15 protein-coding genes are annotated in these 21,919 nt (G+C 40.6%); 14 read left to right on the top strand and 1 reads right to left on the bottom strand.

Annotation, left to right across the window (positions count from 1 at the left end):
- Positions 1-3 precede the first annotated feature (3 nt).
- From E7303_RS04665 to pgmB, 4 genes are read left to right on the top strand one after another with little or no spacing between them, the layout of a single operon-like run.
- Positions 4-987: an ABC transporter permease gene (locus E7303_RS04665; RefSeq protein ID WP_073385464.1), complete on the top strand. Its 984-nt coding sequence runs from the start codon at positions 4-6 to the stop codon at positions 985-987.
- Positions 980-2,521, top strand: coding sequence for an alpha-L-rhamnosidase-related protein (locus E7303_RS04660; RefSeq protein ID WP_292144069.1), 1,542 nt, complete (start codon positions 980-982; stop codon positions 2,519-2,521). The genes E7303_RS04665 and E7303_RS04660 overlap by 8 nt, the downstream gene beginning before the upstream one ends.
- Positions 2,522-4,282, top strand: coding sequence for a glycoside hydrolase family 3 protein (locus tag E7303_RS04655; protein WP_292144068.1), 1,761 nt, complete (start codon positions 2,522-2,524; stop codon positions 4,280-4,282).
- A 15-nt stretch (positions 4,283-4,297) separates the two neighbouring features.
- A complete protein-coding gene (gene pgmB, locus E7303_RS04650) occupies positions 4,298-4,939 on the top strand; it encodes a beta-phosphoglucomutase (protein WP_330601619.1) in 642 nt (213 codons plus the stop codon).
- An 87-nt stretch (positions 4,940-5,026) separates the two neighbouring features.
- Here pgmB and E7303_RS04645 read toward each other — a convergent pair whose 3' ends face one another.
- Positions 5,027-5,173, bottom strand: a complete 147-nt coding sequence (locus E7303_RS04645) for a hypothetical protein (RefSeq protein WP_292144067.1) — start codon at positions 5,171-5,173, stop codon at positions 5,027-5,029.
- A gap of 342 nt (positions 5,174-5,515) precedes the next feature.
- Here E7303_RS04645 and E7303_RS04640 point away from each other — a divergent pair, with 342 nt between their 5' ends.
- The 10 genes from E7303_RS04640 (at position 5,516) to E7303_RS04595 (ending at position 21,058) form a co-directional block, all read left to right on the top strand.
- Positions 5,516-5,677, top strand: coding sequence for a hypothetical protein (locus E7303_RS04640; protein ID WP_292144066.1), 162 nt, complete (start codon positions 5,516-5,518; stop codon positions 5,675-5,677).
- Between the two features lie 83 nt (positions 5,678-5,760).
- Entirely contained in the window at positions 5,761-7,335 is a 1,575-nt protein-coding gene (locus E7303_RS04635; protein WP_292144065.1) for an ATP-binding protein, read from the top strand.
- Between the two features lie 127 nt (positions 7,336-7,462).
- Positions 7,463-8,161, top strand: a complete 699-nt coding sequence (locus tag E7303_RS04630; RefSeq protein WP_292144064.1) for a LytR/AlgR family response regulator transcription factor — start codon at positions 7,463-7,465, stop codon at positions 8,159-8,161.
- A gap of 8 nt (positions 8,162-8,169) precedes the next feature.
- Positions 8,170-9,480, top strand: coding sequence for an ATP-binding protein (locus tag E7303_RS04625; protein ID WP_292144063.1), 1,311 nt, complete (start codon positions 8,170-8,172; stop codon positions 9,478-9,480).
- On the top strand, positions 9,477-10,604 hold the full coding sequence (locus tag E7303_RS04620) for a GGDEF domain-containing protein (RefSeq protein ID WP_292144062.1): 1,128 nt from the start codon (positions 9,477-9,479) through the stop codon (positions 10,602-10,604). The genes E7303_RS04625 and E7303_RS04620 overlap by 4 nt, the downstream gene beginning before the upstream one ends.
- Before the next feature lie 313 nt (positions 10,605-10,917).
- The gene (locus E7303_RS04615; RefSeq protein WP_292144061.1) at positions 10,918-13,860 is read left to right on the top strand and encodes a glycoside hydrolase family 3 N-terminal domain-containing protein; all 2,943 of its coding nucleotides are present in this window, start codon (positions 10,918-10,920) and stop codon (positions 13,858-13,860) included.
- Positions 13,861-13,931: 71 nt separating this feature from the next.
- Positions 13,932-16,349 (top strand): glycoside hydrolase family 3 C-terminal domain-containing protein, encoded by a 2,418-nt coding sequence (locus E7303_RS04610; protein WP_292144060.1) that lies wholly within the window; start codon positions 13,932-13,934, stop codon positions 16,347-16,349.
- Between the two features lie 28 nt (positions 16,350-16,377).
- The gene (locus tag E7303_RS04605; protein WP_292144059.1) at positions 16,378-16,929 is read left to right on the top strand and encodes a GtrA family protein; all 552 of its coding nucleotides are present in this window, start codon (positions 16,378-16,380) and stop codon (positions 16,927-16,929) included.
- Positions 16,930-17,103: 174 nt separating this feature from the next.
- Complete coding sequence (locus E7303_RS04600; protein WP_292144058.1) at positions 17,104-20,904, top strand: clostripain-related cysteine peptidase; 3,801 nt, start codon at positions 17,104-17,106, stop codon at positions 20,902-20,904.
- Positions 20,891-21,058 carry a hypothetical protein gene (locus E7303_RS04595; RefSeq protein WP_022775360.1) on the top strand — a complete coding sequence of 56 codons (168 nt, stop codon included), beginning with the start codon at positions 20,891-20,893 and terminating at the stop codon, positions 21,056-21,058. The genes E7303_RS04600 and E7303_RS04595 overlap by 14 nt, the downstream gene beginning before the upstream one ends.
- The last annotated feature ends 861 nt before the right edge of the window (positions 21,059-21,919 follow it).

Genomic DNA, 21,919 nt, shown 5'->3' with positions numbered 1-21,919 from the left:
TTCATGAGCACCCTTAAGAAGATTTTAAAGACATTGGCAATCCCTGCGGCTGTGGCAGTGGTATTGGAAGGAATCTGCCTTGCAAACGGGCAGACCATCATATCGGGAGCAAAGAGCTTTGATAACTTTGTGGTGTATACAGCCATCGTTATGATCACCACCATGGCGCTCTCCATAAACTTAAACAGCGGAAGATTTGATTTTTCCCTGGGGGCAATGGCAGGACTTTCATCTGTGATAGGTGCGAAGATCACATACGGTTTTCTTAAAGGGGGCTCTGGTTCTGCACTTCTTATGCTGATAATAACGGTTCTTGCGGGAGCACTGCTGGGACTTATATCGGGAGCTGTGTACTGCGCTTTGAGGCTTCCGCCCATTATCGTCTCTCTTGGTGTGACCCTGGTATACGAGGGAATAATGTATACCATAACAGGCGGCAAATACCTTATGAGTGAGGTTCAGAACAGATCCATGTCAGGCTTTGTTGGAACCTGGCTTTACGCAGCTGTTATCATTGCGGCGGTTCTTATCTTTATGATCATTGTCTTTGAGCGGACCTCCTTCGGCTATGATTACAACGCCCTTAAGTCAGGGCAGAAGGTAGCTGTAGCCACCGGTATCAATGAGGTTAAAAACGCCCTTATCTGTTACACGATCTGCGGCGGCCTTATGGGACTTGTGGGTATGCTGAATGCTGCAAGAAATACCACTATAAACGGAGGACAGCTGAATTTCGGAAGTATAGCCATTATGTTCACGGCCTTCCTTCCGATGTTCATTGCAGGCTATATCGGAAGGTTCGGAAACGAGAAGGTGGGCTTTCTGCTCTCTGCCCTGTGTATGTCCCTTCTGAATTCCACCTTTGCGGTTTTCTCAAACCAGATAAATGCCACAACTCAGTCGATCATAAACGCAGTACTGCTGGTGATCTTCTTAATCTATTTAAACAATAATCATTTGATCAAGAGAATATTTGCACATGTATAACGAAAAATTATTACGGGAAGCGACAGCTCTTTTCCCTGAAATAAAGAAAAATAAGATAAACGAATGCAAGTGTATTGACTTAAAGAAGGATGGGGATGTCATAAAAAGAGATCCCCGTCCGGCATATGAGTCTATCGCACTGAAAAAAGACGACTCCATCATCCTGGATTTTGAGGACCACTATGTGGGGTACCTGTCCCTGGACCTTGGCTATGAGGGGGCACACCCCGATTCACCGGTTCTTCTGAGAATCCGTTTTGCGGAAAGAGAGATTGAGCTTTTTGAGGATGCCTCAGAATATAAGGGCTGGGTCTCACCGGCCTGGATTGAGGAGGAGCTTATCCATGTGGACATAGTGCCGTCTGTTGTGGAACTGGACAGGAGATACTCCTTCAGATACGTGAGGATAGAGGTGGTTGATATCAGCTCCAAATTCTCCTTAAGGGTAAATGATGCATCCCTCACAGCAGTATCCTCTGCCCCGGATGAAGCTCTTTTGCCCTACTACAGCAGTAATGAGCTGGACAGGGAGATTGACAGGGTGGCTGTAAAAACACTCCATGACTGTATGCAGACGGTCTTTGAGGATGGACCCAAAAGGGACAGAAGGCTTTGGATCGGAGACCTGCGAATTCAGGCTCTGGTGAACTATGTCACCTATAACATGAATGACATGGTAAAGTCAAATCTTTATCTGTTCGGGGCTCTGACCCAGGAAGACGGACGGGTGGGAGCCTGTATCTTCCTTGATCCGAAGCCTGAAGTTGATGACACGAATATGTTTGACTATTCCCTGTTCTTTATTGTGATACTTCGGGATTACTACAAAAGGACCGGGGATAAAAAAGCCGTGCTGGACCTTTTCGACGTCTGCAAAAGACAGATCCAGCTGGCAAGTAACAGCCTCGATGAGCGGCATGTGGTAAGGGACTCGGATGTTCTTGGCTGGTGTTTTGTGGACTGGAATCTTGCCCTCAACAAACAGGCCTCCGCTCAGGGAATCTTCATGTATGCCCTTGAGGCAGCCATCGAGCTTGCCCAGTGCGTCGGAGACGTTCTTGCGGAGGAGGAATATGCGCAGCTTTATCTCAAGCTCAAGGAAGCTTCCAACAGATTCCTTTATGATGTTGAGAAGAAGCTCTATGTAAGCGGAGCAAAAAGCCAGATCTCTTTTGCCTCGCAGATATGGATGGTGCTTGGAGGAGCAATGGAGGGAAAGGCTGCAGAGCGGCTCTTTGACAGAATGGAGGCCTGCCCTGAAGCAGTGACCATGGTGACTCCCTACATGTACCATAACTACATAGATGCGCTTATTAAAATTGGAAAAAAAGATGTGGCTCACAGGAAAATGTCAAAGTACTGGGGAGGAATGGTGGCAAATTCCGCCGATACCTTCTGGGAACTGTACAATCCGGAAAATCCCAACGAGTCGCCCTACGGTGGGACCATTGTGAACAGCTATTGCCATGCATGGAGCTGCGGACCGGCATATTTTCTGAGAACCTATTTTAATGATACGAAGGATGAACCGTAAATGAGCATAAAGATTGATTATAAAGCAAAACCGTTCTGCCTTGATGATGAGGCGATAAAGTGGGTAGAGGATACCTTTGCCTCAATGACGGAAGATGAGAAGTGTGGGCAGGTATTCTGCCCCATGGGATTTTCCAATGACGATAATGTTCTTCGGGGCATAGTTGAAGGCGCAGCTGTGGGAGGAATGATGTACAGAAGCGGCCCGGCAAAAGAACTGAGAGCCACCCACAGGAAGATACAGGACATGGCCAGGATTCCTCTTCTTATCGCTGCCAATACAGAGGCCGGAGGAGACGGACTCTCCTTTGAGGGGACGAGTTTTGGAAAACCAATGGCGGTAGCTGCAACAAACGATCCGGAAAACGGATACCGGATGGGATATGTTGCCTGCAAAGAAGGCGCAGCGCTTGGGCTTAACTGGTCCTTTGCCCCTATCGTGGATATCAACAGGGAATTTCACAATCCCATAACCAATGTAAGGACCTTCGGAGATGACCCGAAGAAAATCGAAGCCTTTGCCTCAAGATACATGGATGGAGCCGATGAATGCGGCGTAGCGGTATCAATCAAGCACTTTCCCGGAGACGGCATAGATGAGAGGGACCAGCACATCGTTACAAGTGTTAACTCACTTGGCGTCAGGGAGTGGGACGAAAGCTTTGGCTATATCTACGGATCGCTTATAGGCAAGGGAGCAAAGACCGTGATGGTTGGACATATCGCTCAGCCTGCCTATGTAAAGGAGATTAACAGGAATGCCACAAAAGAGGAGATGCTCCGCCCCGCCTCTCTTTCTAAGGAGCTCCTGCAGGGACTGCTTAGAGGAAAACTTGGCTTTAACGGTCTTATCATCACTGATGCGACCCCGATGGTGGGCTTTACCTCGGCAATGCCAAGGAGCAGGGCCATCCCTACGGCAATTATGAGCGGCTGCGATATGATCCTCTTTAACAAGGATCTTTCCGAGGATATCGGCTTTTTGAAAGATGGACTGAAAAGCGGTCTTCTTACAAATGAGCGCCTTGATGAGGCGGTTCTTCGCATCCTTGCCACAAAGGCCTCACTGGGGCTTCATGTAAAGCAGAGGGAAGGAAGACTTGTTCCCCCGGAGGATGCCATAGACATTGTTGGCTGCAGTGAGCATAGAGCCTTTGCAAAAGAGGTTGCCGATAAGGCCATCACCCTTGTCAGGGATGAGAAGGCTCTTTTGCCTGTAAATCCGGGTAAGTATAAGAGGATATACCTTAATGTTATAGACAGAGAGATGGATCCCTGCAGCGATTTTGCGCTGATGTGGAAGGAAAAGCTTGAGAAGGAAGGGTTCGAAGTTACCGTAAGGGACAGGAGAACGCGGATAACGCCCATGGATTTTATGGATGTTGAAAACCTCCCGGACAAGAAGAAGGCTCTTTTGAATGAAATGTACAGAAGCGTTTCCGAGATGAAGAAGGATTACGATCTGTATATCTATGTCTGCAACATGGAGAATGCATCCAATAACACCACCCTGCGTCTTAACTGGAATGTGCTCTTTGGCCTCGGTGATGATGCTCCCTGGCATGCAAAAGAGATACCGATGATAATGGTCTCCACTGCATACCCCTATCATCTTTTTGATGCACCCATGATCGGAACTTATATCAATGCTTACAGCGGTAATGAAGACTTCTGCAATGCTGTGATTGAAAAACTCATGGGAAGATCGAAGTTTGAGGGAGTAAGCCCCATAGATCCCTTCTGCGGAAAGGATTACATATAAAGAGAGGGAGAAAGGATGGGCAAGATGAATATAAAAGGGATAATCTTTGACCTGGACGGAGTCATCTGCAGCACCGATGAGTATCACTATCAGGCGTGGAAATCCATCGCGGACGATGAGGGGATATATTTTGACAGAAAGATAAATGAAAGACTCCGTGGAGTCTCAAGGGCAGAAAGCCTTGAGATCATACTTGAGAGGGCAGCAGCTGTATACAGCCCTGAGGAAAAGGCTGCTCTCATGGAAAAAAAGAACAATATCTACAGAGAACTTCTGAAGAATATGGGCCCCGGGGATGTCACTGAGGAGGTAAGAAGCACCTTAAGGGAGCTTAAGGAAAGAGGATATGGCCTTGCCATTGGCTCTTCCTCAAAGAATACCCGGTTCATCCTGGAGAGGACAGCCCTTACTGATGCCTTTGACGGTATCAGCGACGGCAACATGATCTCCAGGTCTAAGCCCGACCCTGAGGTGTTCATCAAGGCTGCGGGAATTCTTGGGCTTAAAAACGAGGAGTGCCTTGTGATAGAAGATGCAATCTCGGGTATAAACGCGGCAAATGCAGCGGGGTTTCACAGTGTCGGAATAGGCCCTGCCGCGGAGTGCTACGAAGCAGAGTTTAAAATTAGTTTTTTTTCCGAAATACTGGATATTTAGTTTCAAAAATAAAAGGAATAGTCCCGCATAAAAAATAGCAATAAAAGGGAGCTGGAAAAAATGATTTCTCATTTTTTCACAGCCCCTTTATTCATAATCAGATGAATCTTTTAAACACATTACTCTGAGAACATAGTTCAAAAGGCGCTTTGATTGGCCTTTTAGATGATGATAGTAGTAGATAATTTCTCTGTCTTCTATTGAGGACCATGTATTAAGTTTCTCCGGTGTCATATCGGCACATTCTTTCAAAAAACCGTTGTATAGATGAGAAGGATGACAGGCACTTAGTAGAATTTATAACAAACCCCAATAAGCGGAAACGGCTTTTTGCCAAAAAAAAGAAGCAGCCATGCGCTGCTCCTTCAGTCATATGTAGTGCTATGCAAGAAACGTTATGCCAAAATCTGTAGAGTAGGGCTTATGATTTTCACTTAAAAACAAATTGATATATTGTATAGCATCAGCTCTGTTTCTATGATATTCTCATATTTGTAAATGAACTTAAAATACTATATGGGAGCTAAAAATATGAGCAGAGAAACAGAAAAAATGTTTAAGTGATTACATGAGTTTATGGCAAAAAATATTTCTGAAGATATGAGTGAGGAAGATATGAAAAAAATGGTTGACGAGTATATGAGTAATCAAATAGGTGCTCCCATGAATGAGTTAACCGAGAAAAATGCTCAAACTTCGGATGATTTTTTGGAATTACGAGAAAGTAAAAATGAGTAGCAGCGTTGGCGGCATAGCGCTATAATTATCAATAGAATTTGTTCAGAAATGTGAGAGAATGTTCGCTTACAAAGGAGAAAAAGTTGGATAGAAAACTTCCGGTAGGGATACAGGGTTTTGAGAAGATAAGAACAGATAATTTTTTCTATGTAGATAAAACAGAATATGTGTATAGGCTTGTTCACAACAATGTTCCTTATTTTTTGAGTAGACCAAGGCGCTTTGGAAAAAGTCTTTTGTTATCGACTTTTAAAGCGTATTGGGAAGGCAAGAAAGAACTATTCGAGGGACTCAAAATAGTAGATTTGGAAAAAAACAATAAAGATGCATGGAAGACATATCCGGTATTCTATTTTGATTTTAATGGAGACAATTATCGGAATACTCCTATTGAGACGGTATTGGATGGAATGCTGTCTGATTGGGAGATGATTTATGGTAACCAGTATAAAGACAGAACCCTCGGGGATAGGTTTCAAAAACTTCTTGAGATTGCTTCACAAAAATCAGGACTTAGAAGTGTTGTACTTATTGATGAATATGATAAGCCGCTTTTAGATACTATTGATGATTCAGAGATTCATTCTCATATAAAGGAAGTGTTTAAGGGCTTTTTTAGTCGCTTAAAAAAAGCGGATGAGTCTATTCAATTTATTTTTATTACAGGGGTATCTAAGTTTCATAAAGTAAGTATTTTTAGTGATCTTAATCAACTTACGGATATATCGCTTGACAGGGACTATTCAGGATTATGCGGGATTACAGAGGATGAACTGAAAATCAATTTTGAGCAAGAGATAAATGACCTTTCAAGACAACAGAATATATCTAAAGATGAATGTTTAAGAGAACTAAAATCACGCTATGATGGTTATCGTTTTCATCAAGACGGAGAGGGAGTATATAATCCTTACAGTATTTTGAAAGCATTCTTTTCAAAAGAATTTGGATCGTATTGGTTCGAAACCGGTACGCCTTCGTTTTTAATTAATAAAATTAAAGAAAATCAGTTCGATTTGAGAAAGTTTACTAATAATACCATATATGCAAGCGATGCTATTCTCAAGGACTACACAGGAGATACACTTGATCTTGTTCCGCTTTTGTATCAGACTGGATATTTGACAATAGTTGATTATGATAGACGCAGAGACCGTTATACACTACGTTTTCCTAATGATGAAGTCAAGTATGGTTTTCTTGAGAGCTTATTACCTTCTTTTGTGAGTAAAGCAACTTCAGGTAATGGTCTCGACATATTTACTCTTGATGAATATATTGAGAATGGTCGATTGGATGATATAAAAAATGTTCTTTCTGCATTATTTGCAAATATAACTTATACTATTCATAATGATCCTTTTGAACATTATTTCCAAGCTGTTATTTATCTTGTCTTTACTCTGCTGGGGAAATTTGCTATATGTGAAATGCACACCTATACCGGACGTATAGACTGTAAAGTTGAAACTGGTAAGTTTGTGTATCTGTTTGAATTTAAAAGGGATGAATCTGCTAAAGATGCGCTTAAGCAGATTGATACAAATGACTATGCTCTACCTTTCGTGGCTGATTCAAGAGAAATTATCAAGATAGGAGTTTCTTTTGATTCAGGTAAGAGAAAGCTTGTAGGATGGGAAGTCAGGAAAAATGGATGATGGGATATTTTGCCATCATCCATTTTTTAAATAGTAAATCGCATATTTAGAGAAATGTCCTGTTTCAAGGGCATTTTCTTTTTGCATTTATATCTTGTATAATTATCCATATACAGGAGCCGGAAAGATGATTAATATAGCAATCGTAGAGGATGAGGATTCATATGCCTCACAGCTAACTGAATATATTAATAAGTATGAAGCTGAAAGCGGCAGCTCTTTTAGGATAACCCGCTTTAAAGACGGAGACGAGATAACTAACGGCTACAAGGGACAGTTTGATATCATACTTATGGACATAGAGATGAAGCTCATGGACGGCATGACTGCTGCAGAAGAGATCAGAAAGCTTGATCAGGAAGTGGTGATCATGTTTATTACCAATATGACAAACTATGCCATCAGAGGTTATCAGGTTGATGCCCTTGACTATGTCCTTAAGCCTGTAAGTTATTTTGCTTTTTCCCAGAAGCTTGGAAGAGCAATAGCCAGAATGAAAAAGGGAAGTTCCAAGACAATTTCTATTGAGCTTCCTTCCGGAATAAAGAAGCTTGATATTGATAATGTCTTTTACATAGAAAGTGAAGGGCATAATCTGGTATTTTATACAAGCGGCGGAGAATTTAAGATAAGAGCAAAAATAGGAGACTTTGAAAATCAGCTCTCTCCTTATAATTTTTTTAGGTCCAATAAAGGTTATCTTGTTAATCTTAAATATGTTGACGGAGTTGAGAATGGGTGCTGCATCATCGCTGGAAAGCAGCTTCTTATAAGCAGAGCCAGGAAAAATGACTTTATGACGGCATTGACCGAGTTTATGTCATGAGGAATACCATGGAAAATATCTATCAGGATATACCAAGGCTATATACAGCACTTGCTGAGTGGCTTGCGTGCATGACTTATTGCCTTGTTTTAAAAAGAAAAGTTAAGAATGAAAGATTTACTTTATATGCTGTTGTCGCCCTTTTAATTCAGAGCGTTTTTTTGGTTTATACTAAAAATCTTCCTGTGGTTTTTTGGATTCCATGCATGCTTATTGCAGTGGCTTTTATGTATCTGTTTATGTATCTTGTCTGCGATAGCAGCATAAATGTTATTGGCTATTATTGCTCCAGGGCATTTCTTTTGGCGGAGTTGGCAGCTTCACTTGAGTGGCAGCTTGCGTGTTTCTTTTTGCTAAAAACTGATTCTGAAGTGGTTCAGATTGTTATTTTGGTAGCAGTCTATTTGCTTGTTTTCACCTGGGCTCATTATATGGAAATCAGCATAACCAGAGGCGTATCACAGTTTGATGTCAATTTCCATGAATTATTGGCAGCTGTGGCTATTGCTGCGGCAGTATTTGCCTTCAGTAATCTTAGTTTTATCGTGCAGAACACGCCTTTTTCTGCGGGGGTAACTGCAGATGTTTTCTATATCAGGACTCTTGTTGATATAGCAGGCATAATGATATTATATGTGTATCAAAGCAGGATTTGTGAGCTTCTTGCTGAAAAAGAACTTAGAAATATCCATACGATGCTAAAAGCCCAATATGACAAGTACAGAGGTTATCAGACTACTTTTGATATGATCAATATGAAGTATCATGATCTAAAGCATCAGATTGCGGGACTAAGGGCTGAGATGAGTGATGAGGAGAGAACTCAGTGGATCGATTCTCTGGAGCAGGAGCTTGAGTCTTTTAGCCCTGAAATGCAGACCGGAAACAGTGTTCTGGATACACTTATAGCAGGAAAAATGATGAACTGCAGAGCCAACAAAATTAAGCTGACATGTGTGGCTGACGGTAATATCCTTGATTTCATGCACGTTTCAGATATCTGTACTATCTTTGGTAATGCGCTGGATAATGCAATAGAGAGCGTGTCTCTTATTGAGGATCCGGAAAAGAGGCTTATTCACCTGGCAATATCTCCCAAAAAGGGTTTTGTTCTGATCCAGATAGATAATTATTGCGAAAATAATATAGAAATAAAGAATGGATACCCTGTAACTACTAAGGCAGACAAGGGTAATCATGGTTTTGGTCTTAAAAGCATCAGGTATACAGTGGAAAAATATAACGGAACATTGAATTTTGACCTGAATGATAATTGGTTTGAAGTAAAAATGCTTATTCCCAGGAAAGGCTTATCATGAATATAGTTGCAGCTTTGCTTTCTGATTATGTGGGCTTCATGCTCCTTGTTGCACTTTTAATAAGCAGCCGAATCAGACGATCTCATGGAAAACTTGAACTTAAGGTTTTCTCAATAATCACAATACTTACAATGATAGCGTGTGTTGTGGATTTCTTTAGTTTTTTTTCAGATGGAAGAGATGGTTTTTGGTGGAAGACAGTCAATCTGATTGGAAATACCTATTGTTTTGTTGTTAACCCTATTTTTATATCTGCATGGTGTTTATATGAGGATTTAAAGCTATATAATAGTATGGCCAGAGTGAAAAGGATTTACAGTATTGCATTTATACCTGCAATTATCCTGGTGGTAATAGCTCTGATAAATATGTTCTTCCCGGTAATCTTTTATATTGATGATATGAATGTATATCACAGACTTCCATTTAGTTATGTTTTTTATGTTATAGATTTGTGTTATCTGATTTATAGCAACGCAGTTTTGAAAAACTATGAGAAGCAGTATGGAAAAATGAAGTTCTTTCCCCTGTACCTCATGGCTACTCCGGTGGTACTAGGCTGTGCTTTGCAGATGGTTTTTTATGGAGTATCCCTTATCTGGGTATCACTTGCTGTGGGACTGACATCAATTTATATGTCCCTTCAGAATGAATTTTCTTATATTGATATACTGACCAATCTTTATAACAGAGCTTATCTGGATTACAAGATGGAAGCGATGCTAAAAGAGAAGAACCCTAAAGTCGGAGCTATTATGATCGACGTAGATTATTTCAAAAGTATCAATGATACATATGGACATTCTACGGGAGATGAAGCTCTTATTGATGTTGCCAGAGTTATCATTTTTAGCAAACCTGATAAGGCAATAGCAACACGATTTGCCGGAGATGAGTTTATCCTTCTTGTAAATAACACTAACGATGATGAGATGAGAAAGATAATTGAAAGTATTCGGGGTGAGCTGAAGTACTTTAATGAAACGGAAAATCGCCCTTATAAATTATCATTATCTCTGGGCTATACTTTATTTGATTTGGACAAAGACACTACTGATACCTTCTTTAAACGCATGGATGATAACATGTACGTTGAGAAAGCCCAGAAACATGGCGCAAGATAGATAATTGAAGGAATGAATGCTACGTTCGAGATAGAGCGAGAAACATAGATAGATGTGGGATGCTGCACTAGACTCGAAAAAACCTCGTCAAGTGCCCACCCATGGCTCATACTAGGCTCGAAAATACCTCGCCAAGTATTCTGCTCACAGTTCATGACAAAAATCGTACCGTTTATGACAAAAACGGCACGATTTTTTTATTGTGCTAAATTTAAAGTACATTGATGCGCAGATCAACCATGCTGCGTGTGTGACCAAAGGCTTTGCAATCCGACCAGTTGCAAATGCAGATTACAAAAAGGGAGGTTATATTATGTTATCTATCAACATGGATGACGTCATGAACGTCATAACATCGATCAAATCTTATCTGATAGCTATCGGTGTTATCATTGCGATCGCAGTTGTTCTTATGATTGCGGTTATGAAACTTAATAAGCCACTTAAAAAGCTTATTAGGGGCACAGCACTTGTTGCTATGCTCACAGGTATTGTTGTTTGTGTGAATATGATCTGTTCAGGTCCTATGAGCACAATGCTTGACCTTGTTAGTGGTAGCGGAACAATTTCAAAGGCTACTTCTGATGAGACAACTATTCTTGCACAGGATATTGCAAGAGAGGGTATTGTTCTTTTAGAGAACGATGATAATACTCTTCCTGTTGCTTCAGGAACAAAGCTCAATGTATTCGGATGGGCTTCAACAAATCCTATCCTTGGTGGTGCAGGATCAGGCGCTCTTAACGACGCATATGATCAGATTTCACTTCTTGATTCACTTTCACAGGCCGGAATTGAGACAAACACAGAGCTTACACAGTTCTATACAGACTATAAGGTAGACAGACCTGTAGTTGGAATGTGGAATCAGGATTGGACACTTCCTGAACCAAACGTTTCTCTTTACACTGATGAAATGATTGCTAACGCAAAGAGCTTTTCTGACACAGCTATGATCGTTATCAGCCGTTCAGGTGGAGAAGGTGCTGACCTTCCAACAGATATGAATGCAGTTATCGATGGTTCTTATCAGGATGGCACAACATATACTGCAGGAACATATGATGATTCTTTAAATGAAGGCAATGACTGGGATGCAGGTGATCATTACCTTCAGCTCACAAACAGAGAGGAAGAGATGATCGACCTTGTTTGTGCAAACTTTGATAAGGTTATCCTTCTTTATAACGGTGCTAACGCATTCGAACTTGGTTTCATCGAGGATCATCCACAGATCAAGTCAGCTCTTTGGGTAGCAGGCATGGGTCACGTTGGTATGAAGGCTGTTGGTGAGATCGTAACTGGTGAAGTTAACCCTTCAGCTAAGACAATCGACACATATGTTTATGATATGGAAAAGACACCTTGGTGGAACAACTTTGGTGACTTCAACTACACAAACATGGATGAGTTCAAGTACACTTCAACAGGATTTACAGGTGTTGAGTCTACAGCTTATGTATCATTCATCAACTATGTCGAAGGTATCTATGTAGGTTATAAGTTCTATGAAACTGCAGCAGCAGAGGGACTTATCAACTATGATGAGATGGTTCAGTATCCATTTGGATATGGTCTCTCATACACAACATTTGAACAGACAATGGGTGACATCACAGAGGCAGATGGAACAATCAGCTTTGATGTTACTGTTACAAATACTGGTTCAGTTGCAGGTAAGGACGTTGTAGAAGTTTACTACAATCCTCCATACACAAATGGTGGCATTGAAAAGGCTTCAGCAAATCTTATCCAGTTCGATAAGACAGACCTTCTTGAGCCGGGCGCATCTCAGACTATTACAATTTCCTTTAACGTAGAAGATATGGCAGCTTATGATTACCAGAACGCTAAGGCATATGTTCTTGAAGAAGGTGATTATGTGATCTCAATCAATTCAGATTCACATAATGTTATTGATTCAAAGACATATACAGTTGATCAGACTGTAACATACAATGGATCAAATGGACGTAGCAGCGACCTTATCACAGCTACAAACGTATTTGATTATGCAGAAGGTGATATTACATACCTTTCAAGAGCTGATGGATTTGCTAATTATGCAGAGGCTACAAAGGCTCCTTCAAATTTTGAAATGAGCGCAGCAGACAAGGCTGATTTCTATAACATCAGCAACTACTTAACAGCAGAAGCAACAGCTGCCGATGAAGATCCAAATGCAGCTGCAGTTACAACCGGAGCTACAACAAGCCTTCAGCTTGCAGACTTAAGAGGCCTTTCAAAGGATGATCCTAAGTGGGATGAACTCCTTGACAGCATGTCTCTTGATGATATGAATGCACTTATCTCACTTGGTGGATATCAGACAAACTCAGTTGATTCAATCGGTAAGGTTCGTACAAACGACTGTGATGGACCTGCTTCAATCAACAATAACTTTACAGGCGTTGGATCACTTGGATTCCCTGTAGGTGTTACAATTGCAGCTACATTTAACAAAGAACTTGCTTATTCATTCGGTGATTACATCGGTAAGATGGCAGATGAGATGGATGTATCAGGTTGGTACGCTCCAGCTATGAACATTCACAGAACTGCATTTGCAGGACGTAACTTCGAGTACTATTCAGAAGACAGTATCCTTTCAGGATACATAGCTGCTGAAGCTTGTAAGGGTTCATGGGATAACGGAGTTTATGCTTACATTAAGCACTTCGCTATGAACGATCAGGAAGAAAACAGATGCGATATGCTCTGCACATGGTCCAATGAGCAGGCAATCCGTGAGATTTACCTTAGACCTTTCGAAATCTGTGTAAAGAATGTTGATATGTGCGCAGTAATGTCTTCATTCAACTACATTGGTAATCGTTGGGCAGGTGGCTCATCAACACTGCTTAACACAGTGCTCAGAGATGAGTGGGGCTTTAATGGTTTCGTTCTTACAGATTACTTTGGAGTTTATGGATACATGTCATCTGACCAGGCTATCAGAAATGGTACAGACTGCATGCTTGTAAACTATCCTACAGCTACAAACAGTGTACAGTTCAGAGATACAAACGGAGCACAGCAGGCAATGCGTACAGCTACAAAGAATATTCTTTACACAGTTGTAAACAGCCGTGCTTATGCACCTGAGAACCTTACAATGGGTATGGCTTCATGGAAGAAGCTTATGATCGTTCTCGATGTTATCTTTGGAGCTCTTATGGTTTGCCTCATGGCAATCTTCATCAAGAACTTCCTTAAGAACAGAGAAACAAAAGCAGAAGCTTCTGCAGAAGAATAATTAATTGATTTTTGGAGCGGTGTCCGCAATTAAAGCGGGCACCAGCTTCATATAAAGATAAAGGGGTAATCATGAAACATCAGGATATCATTGAGAAGATGACAATTGAAGAGAAGGCAGCTTTTTTAAGTGGTAAGGGTGAGTGGCAGACAAGAGATTTTGAAAGGCTTGGTATTCCTTCAATTTTCTGTTCGGATGGACCTCATGGCATTAGAAAGCAGGCAGGAGCAGGAGACCATTTGGGACTTAATGCTTCACTTCCTGCAACTTGTTTTCCGACAGCTGCAACAATAGCAAATAGCTGGAATACTGAACTTGGGGAAACACTGGGAGAAACCCTCGGTGAAGAAGCAATGGCGGAGGGCGTAAATGTTCTTTTAGGCCCCGGACTTAATATTAAAAGAAGTCCACTTTGCGGTAGAAACTTTGAGTATTTCTCAGAAGATCCTTACCTTGCAGGTAAGATGGCAGCATCTTACGTAAGAGGTATTCAGTCTCAGGGCGTTTATGCATGTCCCAAGCATTTTGCGGTAAACTCACAGGAACTTCGCCGTATGGCTATGAACTCTGTGGTTGATGAGAGAACACTCAGAGAGATTTATCTTACCGGCTTTGAAATTGCTGTTAAAGAGGGTGGGGCAAAGACTATTATGTCTGCCTACAATGAGATCAACGGAACATATGCCAATGAGAATAAGCATCTTTTGAATGATATTTTGAGAAAAGAATGGGGATTTGATGGCATTGTAATTACAGACTGGGGGGCTTCTAATGATCATGCCCTTGGCGTGGCAGCAGGATCAAATCTTGAAATGCCAAATCCGGGTCTTGACTCAGCAAGAGAACTTATAGCTGCAGTAGAAAGTGGCAAGATAAGCATAGAAGATGTTGATGCAAGAGTTGATGAGCTTTTGGATGCGGTTATGACTCTTTATGTCAATGCTCAGGGTAAGAGCGATGAGTTTGATAAGAATGCTCATCACAATGTGGCAAGAAGGGCGGCAGCAGAGAGCACAATTCTTTTGAAGAATGAAGGCGGTATACTTCCATTAAAAGCTGGAGCTAAAGTTGCCATCGTGGGTGATTTTGCATTCGTACCAAGATATCAGGGGGCTGGTTCATCACTTGTTAATCCTACAAAGATTGAGACTGTTGCTGAGCTTATCGGCACATATGATCTCCAGGTTGTAGGAATGAGCCGCGGATACTCAAGAAATGGTCAGGAAGATGCAACAGTCCGCAAGGAAGCTCTTGATATAGCTGCTAAGGCAGACATTGTACTGTATTTCTTTGGGCTTAACGAGGACAGTGAATCTGAAGGAATGGACAGAACTCATATGAGAATTCCTCAGAATCAGATAAATCTTTTGCAGGAGCTTGGACAGGTCAATCCTAATCTTGTTGGTATTATTAGTGCAGGGTCTGCAATTGAGATGCCATGGCATCATTATTTCAAAGCTCTTTTACACTGCTACCTCAACGGACAGGCCGGTGCAGGTGCAGTTATGGATATTCTTACGGGAGATGTTAACCCTTCAGGAAAACTTTCTGAGACGATTCCCAGAAGACTTGAGGATACTCCGGCTTACCGCTATTATCCAAGTCAGGAGAGAACATCCGAGTATAGAGAGAGTCTTTATGTTGGATATAGATATTATGACACTGCTGATGTGCCTGTTCTTTATCCATTTGGATTTGGTTTGTCCTATACAACATTCGAATACAGTGGTCTTGAAGTGAATGAAGAAGGAGTATCTTTTACTATAACCAATTCAGGTTCACGGGATGGTGCAGAAGTAGCTCAGCTTTATGTTGGACTTCCAAACGGCAAAGTGTTCAGGCCCAAAAAGGAACTTAAAGGATTTGCCAAAGTATTCCTGAAAGCCGGAGAGAGCAAGAAGGTATCTATAGCCTTTGATGATAAAACTTTCCGCTACTTTAATGTTAATACAAACAATTGGGAAGTTGAGGATGGAAAATATGTTATTTCAGTGGGAGCAAGCAGCGCTGATATAAGGCTTACTGGTGAAGTTCTTAAGTCGGAGACTACTGAAAACATTCCATACAAAAAAGAGGAGCTTCCATCATACTATTCAGGTAAAATCCAGTCAGTAGAAACTGCAGAATATGAAAAACTTCTTGGACGAAGTGTTCCGGATGGAAAATGGAGTGGAGAACTGGGACTTAATGATGCTATCTGTCAGATGTATTATGCAAAGAGCTCTCTTGCCAGATTTGCATATAACAGACTTACTGCTATAAAGAAAAAAGCTGACGAGTCAGGAAAACCGGATCTTAATATTCTCTTTATCTACAATATGCCATTTAGAGCTATGGCCAAGATGACAGGCGGCGCAGTAAGCATGGAAATGGCTGAGGGAATAGTTAAGCTTGTAAACGGTCATTTCTTTGGCGGACTTGGACAGATTATTAGTGGGTATTTTAAAAACGGCAGGAAAAATAAAGAATATGAAGCGAAGATAAAATGAGCTAATGCTAACTTAAGGAGGAAATATTATGAAATTTTGGAACGACTTTGCCCAAAAGCACCCTGCTATAGCCAAATGGGTGAGAGAGGGAGGACTCTTTGTTGTTGTAAGTAATCTGATAACAGTGTTTAAGTATCTTTTACTTACATTTCTCCCTGCAGCATTTGCTTTTCTTGGCGACAGGTCTTTTGGTTGGCCTGGAATCCCACTTACAATTGCTGGGGAGACCTTTGAATGGAATATTTTAGGATACGACCAGGCACATGGCGGACTTGCGTATTTTACAGCATATATGATTGCCATGATAATAGGCGAGTGTATCAACTTCCCGATTCAAAAGCTCTTTGTATTCCGTAATCATGATAAGCCCGGAAAGCAGATTGCATGGTATGTTTTAGCGTTTATTGTTATTACATGCATTGTTAATTCAATCAATTGTATCTGGGTTGCAGTAGCCGGCAAGTTTGTACCTGCTTTTGTTTACAACATTGGAACAACAGTCTTAAACGGTGGGGTCAGCATGGTAGTATTCTTCTTTGTAAATAAGATTATATTCCCGGAAACTGAAAAGAAGGCCTGAAATTTAATTGCGGGTAACGAATAATAAAAAACTGGTGCATATTAAAAAGTGCATCAGTTTTTTTGTACTGTTATTTAGAGTTTTTTTAGAAAGTTTAATGAATGTTAACTGCCGCAACTATGCTGTTAATCGTAAAATAATATGTGAATAAGGACATTATGAGAGGGAGATGTTATGAAATTTCGAATGAAAAAAATTTTCACATCAGCGTTGGCAGCGGTATTAGTTGCAACTAATGTTGTTGCTCCTGGAGGACCTTCAATTGTCGCAAAGGCTGTAGAGCAGGGGACAATGAGTCTTCCTGTTGCCGGTGCAAATGATGAAAAGGTAGTTAGTTTAGTCGGAACTTTTCCTGTTGGAGCTATTTTACGGTCAGATAGCTTTGGGGGGTTAAGAGTTCTTTATAATGGGAAAGATTCCTATACCATTAGCAGAGGTAGCAATAAAGTAGCGCTTACTATTTCAGTAATTGATGAAAAGCTTGCTTCTGGCAGCCTTCAGTATTTATATAAGCTTTTTGGACCTGTAAATGTTCAGGTGAAAAAAGGCTCTGCCTATAATATCAGCTGTATATTGAATGGTATTGGAAGTGCTGAGTATGAAAATCTTGTCCTTTCTACAAAAGACGAGAGCCTTAGTATCTTTCTTAAGCCATTTATTGAGCAGGCAAAAAAGGAAGATAAAGAGAGAGCTCTTTATGCCAGATTCTATGAAAGCATTGTAGAGGCTCAGAGAGCGCAGAATGAAGAGATAAGAAATAATGCGCAGACTGAGTCTGGTGATGGAAATTCAGATTCAGAAGACTCTGATAAAGCCGATGATAAGTCTGATGAGCTTTATACACGAACAATACTTATTTATCTTGATGGAACTAATCTTGAGACTGATAGTGGTTATGGAACCAAGAATCTTCTGGATATGTTAAGGGCAAAGATTCCGGAAAATGTTAAGGTTATTGTAGTGGCAGGCGGAACCAAGACCTGGCACATGAATGATCCAAAGACATACTATGAATATGCAGGGAAACTTCTTTATCCGGACATAGATGAAGAAAAACTGACCACAGAACAGAAAAAAGAAGTTAAGGAAAAAGCAGCTGAATTTAAAGAAAAATATGGCATTGATATAAGTGGGCTTCAGACATATGAGGTCGTGAGCAATAATGGAATTAATTCCTTAAAGCTGCTTAAAACATATGATAATAATCAGTATATTGTAGATAAGGATTTCTTTATTTCAGCAATAGATTTTACTACAGATTATGCTCCTGCTTCAAAGTATGACCTTGTGATATGGGATCATGGCGGTGGACCGGGCGGATATGGAGAGGATGAGTTTCTTAGGGACTACCTCGAAAAACATAAAGAATTGCAGGATACAATAAAAAATACTGTTACACTTAAGAGTATAAGTGAGATTCTTGCAGGCTCTTCTTATGTAAAAAATGGCGGAAAGTTTGATTTTATCGGTTTTGATGCCTGCCTAATGGGAAATTATGAGGTTGCATCTACCGTTGCACCGTATGCAGAGTATTACATTGGCTCTGAAGAAAATGAGCCCGGATATGGGTGGGATTACAATGTTTTCTTTAATACTCTTGGTGCTAATCCGATGGTAAGTACAATAGATCTGGGAAGTGCGATAATTGACGGCTTTATAAATCAGTGTAAGAAGGGAAATTCTACGCTTTCTATGGTAGACCTTGGCAAGATGAAAAATCTTGATGAAAAGGTAGCTAAGTTTGCAGTTTGTCTCATGAAGGAAGCTGACACAAGATATTATGATATGGTGGCGTCCGTGGGTACAAGATCTCATTTTGCCACCAAGGAAGGGTATGGTTCAAGTAATCTTCTTGATTTAAGGCGTCTTGCAACCGCTTTTACAAACGAGAGTAAGGACTATTCAACAGAGCTGGTATCTGCCAGCAATGAAGTAATAGAAGCGCTTGATGATTGCATACTTGTCAATAAGTGCAAGGAAACATATTTACAAAATGGTGGAATGAGCATATATTATCCCATCAGAGCATATTATGAGAGACCATGCAAAGAAAAAGGATTGTATTACTATAATAACAGAGCCCAGGAATTACTAAAAATTTACGCAGATAATGGTATAAACGAAGAGTATAGATTGGCAGCAGCCAAGCTTGCAGTTCGTAATCTGGCAGGATTAAAGCTGTTCAACTTTTGGAATCAATCAGTAAATCCCACAGTGAAGGATCTTTTTACAGATTATATTAACAAGGATAAAAATGACAGATATGTTGCAACGGCTTCAGGTATTGATATAAATAATCCCGATGATCCTATCGTAAAATCCATAGGTGAGATAATCGCGGATAGATTATCAGCGGATAAAGTGACAGTTGTACTCCCTGATCGTAAGAATAATGATCAGTATGAAAATTATGAGGGGGATGCAACAGTAATAATAAAAGGCAGCAATTCTTTGGCTGTCGGAGACAGAATGGACATTAAGATAACACTTAATGTTGGAACAGATGAACAGCCTCAATGGGTGTCTGTTGGAAATAAGAATGGCTATTCTGAAGAAAAGGAAGTAGGAGAAAATGACGAGATTTCATATAAGGTAAAGGCTTTTGACCAGATATGGTATTCATTAAATGGCCAAATTGTCAGCTTATATATAACAGATGTTTTGGATGATGGCAATATTGTAGGCTACATACCTCTTGGAAACTGGTACACTGAAGAAGCTGCTTCCGGAATAGATGCCGGTGATCAGACAAGAACAGAATATATAATTGATCAGGCTACAAAGGGCTATATTTCAACGATCAGAATGTATATTAGAAGCTATTGTACAACTAATGATGCAGGTGAAAAGGAATGGAATTACGAACCTATAAGATATAATGACTTTGAGGACGGAGAAGAGAAAAATTCTCATGACATGTCAGAACTGAAGTATACATATCTGGAAATTTTGGGCGGGGCTGATAATTTTTATTCCATAAGTGAGAGTCCTGATGTGTATTCTCTTGGAACTGTTTATATTAATAAGAGTAGTGAACTTAATGTACAAAGTACTTATACAACAGGTCTTTTTGCTGATTATTATCTTAGCGATGTATATGGTAATGAGTATGTTGTATCAGCATCAAGCCTGAATAATGAGGGAGAGACAGGTAAGAAAGGCCTTGAAGATTTTTATGATTATATTCCATCAGATGCCTATGACGATGCTTTGACTTGGGAAAAGAGCAGGCAGGAAGCAGAAAAGGTAAGACAGGAAGCTATTAAATGTGTAGAAGAAGAGAGACAAAGAGAGGCTTCAAAAAAGGAGTCAGGAGTTGTCAATGCGCAGCTGGATAATAAAAGTGTCGAAGTAGAAGACGAGCCTGTTGCTGATAAACAGGGGACATCTGTAATAAATGACGTTGAAACTGCCGAAGGAACTGAAGATGCAAAAAAGGTTGGAGACGAGAGCACTTCTGATATAGTTGAAAAAACAACGACAGAGATCGAAGTATCTTCAGATGAGGGAACTAAGACAGAAATTGAGGCGGCTACTGATGAAGAATCAGGTACAGGAAAAGAAAATGCTGCAGATAATAAAACTGAATCTGAAGCAGTTGATGAAAATACGGCTGAATCGGATGATAAGGAAGTGCCGGAGATTGTTGATTCGGTAAATGCTGAGCTGGCTGTAGAGACTGTGGCTGAATCAAAAGATGCTGCAGAAACTACAAACGATTCTGATACTGAAGTGATTACAGAGGAAAAAGAAAATGTAAATAATGCTATAGTATTAGATGACGAAAATAACGGAGATTTAGAAAAGCCGGAAGAAACTGCAGACGAAGCTTCAAAAGAAACAACAAAAGAAACATCAGAGGAAGATGACAGCGTTGATGAAGATGCTGCAAATCCTGATGAATCTAAAGAAAACGAAGAAAATGCAGAAGATGTAAATAGTGATGCTGAGGGAGAGAAAAATGAAAATTCTTGAGGATGAAAAACTAGAGGAAGTAGCCGGTGGAGTAAAGAAAATACAGTACGTCAGGGTGGCCTGTATAAAATGTAAGGCTGTTTTTGAGGCAGATATGTCAAAAACCAAGGTGAAATGTCCTGCTTGTAATACTGTTAATTCTTTTGCGGGCTAAATAGCGAAAACAGGAATCAGTTGAGATAGAGGTTTCTAAAATATCATTGATACAGTAGAGCAGAGAGTATTCTGGCAAAGTGTTTTGCTTACGCCAGAATACTCTTCTTTTGTATATGCGTAAGTGAGGTAGAAGCTAGGGGAGACATTGCCCCTGTTTATTCTATGTATAAGCTTAAGAAATTGGTAAATGCTTGGTTCCGTACGCCACCATTGACTGAACCTGAGGAAAACGCCCTGAAGGCTATGCCGACGGTGAGGATGATGGGAACAGTAGATTTTCTCGCACCGTCGGATTCAGCATTGTAGCGTTTTCCTCAGAACCCGTCAATGGCAGGCACCTGCGGTGTGGCTGGGTGTTATTGCCTCGGGCTCTGACTCCGAGAACAGCAGGGATGGCTGTAATTGAATCAGCTGGAGACTTGGGATATTGAAAACATAAAGATTTACCTGGCTGAAGCATGCTGCGAGAGATTTTTCTCGATTTTCATGCCTTGAATAGAATCGTTTGGCATGATATCTGGCATTTATTCTATTATTCATGTCTTGTACATCTTTTTCGACATGGACGCGAGCATCTTTTTTCTGTACACATGCTTTCTTTTCATAAAACAATCATTGATGTTTAGATGAAAAGGATGATTTGGGCATATAGCGCTAAAAAAACTTCCGGCCACCTCTTGTTTCTTATAATTTGTCCTTACAGCACTTTTTAGTGATGCCAGCCACCCCGCATGGAGTTCAAATGGGTAAATAGGACACTTTCAAGTCTCGGGCCACCTAGGAAGACAGGGTAAGAAATGAAATAATCAATATTTTACCCGAGGAAAAGTAGAAAGACAGGGTAAGAAATGAAATAATC

The sequence above is a fragment of the Butyrivibrio sp. genome, from assembly GCF_015056685.1.
Taxonomy (GTDB): Bacteria; Bacillota; Clostridia; order Lachnospirales; family Lachnospiraceae; genus Butyrivibrio.
This window is presented reverse-complemented; position numbering and strand designations above follow the sequence as displayed.